The organism is Paenibacillus methanolicus, from assembly GCF_008124765.1.
In the GTDB taxonomy this organism is placed as follows: domain Bacteria; phylum Bacillota; class Bacilli; order Paenibacillales; family Paenibacillaceae; genus Paenibacillus_Z; species Paenibacillus_Z methanolicus.
Window position 1 is genome coordinate 1 of record NZ_VNHS01000033.1, and the last position, 1,359, is coordinate 1,359.

General features: G+C 57.9%; 2 protein-coding genes. One reads left to right on the forward strand and one right to left on the reverse strand.

The genetic code is table 11. The features are described 5' to 3' along the window. On the forward strand, positions 1-627 hold a 627-nt coding region (locus tag BCM02_RS35060), incomplete at its 5' end, for an ATP-dependent DNA ligase (RefSeq protein ID WP_148933752.1). A 195-nt stretch (positions 628-822) separates the two neighbouring features. Here BCM02_RS35060 and BCM02_RS35610 read toward each other — a convergent pair. Continuing rightward, the coding region (locus tag BCM02_RS35610) for a hypothetical protein (protein ID WP_187434572.1) at positions 823-1,359 on the reverse strand (537 nt) is incomplete at its 5' end.

Consider the following 1,359-nt stretch of genomic DNA (forward strand, 5'->3'; position numbering starts at 1 on the left):
GCGTACATGGACCCGGCGACGGGCGACATCTGCTTCGAGACGACAATGCGCCGATTCCAAATGACCGGCGCCAAGGTCGCGCGCGGCATGCAGACTCTGCCGATCCGTTTCTTCGTCTTTGACGTGCTGAGCGTCGACGGCCGCGATGTCCGCGGGCTTCCGCTGATGGAACGGAAGGCAATCCTTGATAAAATATTCGTGGAGAACGAATACTACAAGCGTATCCTCCACATTGATGGTCAAGGTTCCGCGCTGTTCGACGTGATCCAGCAGCGCGGCCTAGAGGGTATCGTCGCCAAGCGCAAGGACAGCGCCTACGTCGGCCGCCGCAGCGACGCCTGGCTCAAGGTGATCAACTACACCTATGCCGAGGTCACGCTGGCCGGATACCGGAAAGGCGACTTTGGTTGGCTGGCGCATTATGACGGTCGCCCCGCGGGTATCATTGAGCTGGCGGTACCGGAAGCGCATCGGAAGGCGTTCCATGCGATCGCCAAGACGATCGTGACGGGCGAGGACAAGAATTTCGTTTACATCCAGCCGCGGCTTCGGGCCAAGGTCCGAATGAGGAACTGGTACAAGAGCGGTATGCTTCGCTCGCCTGAGTTTGTGGAGTTCTCTTATTGAACATTTACTTTGCTGGACAAACATGGTAACCTTCCTCCATATCTTGGATTGGAGGTATGGCACATTGCGAATTAAGGATCTTGACATCGCCGTTTTAGGAGCGACGTTATTGAATGTAGCACCAGTCTCTATGCAAGCCGGTCATAAATGGGTTAAAGGCACCTTAAAGGATTATGCGTTGCCAGGTCCTGATGCTCAAGCTTCAGCCGAAGCCTCCTCAATCTCCGTCAACCATTCCGCATCCATTAGCGCATACCGCGCGCGCTTCTCTTGGATCGCATCGCGCACCTCTTTCCACGGCCGGCCGTACCGCTCGGCGCATGCTTGCCATACATGACTGCGGTCTTTCACCTTCGACGGCGGCGGGACCATCTCGGCGATAAACGCGGGAGCGTCCTTGCCGCTCGGCAGCCTCACTTTGTTGATCGCGACGTGCTTATCTGGCAGGGAGGCATATAGGGTCTTTGCGTCGGTGTACGGAGCGAACGCATGCGAGAACCGCTTCAGCTCGCTCTCGCGCTCAGTCTTGTAGCTAGTGATGCAGGCGCCGCCATCCAGCAGGGCGTTGGCCGCCTTACCCATCTGGTCGATGCTGTGGCCGGTGAATAGGCTCTTCACTCGGTATTTCCTAAACTCGACGGCGGTACCGGACGCGCGGTCCTCGATAGCACCGACGATCTTATGCGGCTCGTCGATCCACTTGAGCACTGGCCGGCGAGCGGACTGCTCCGT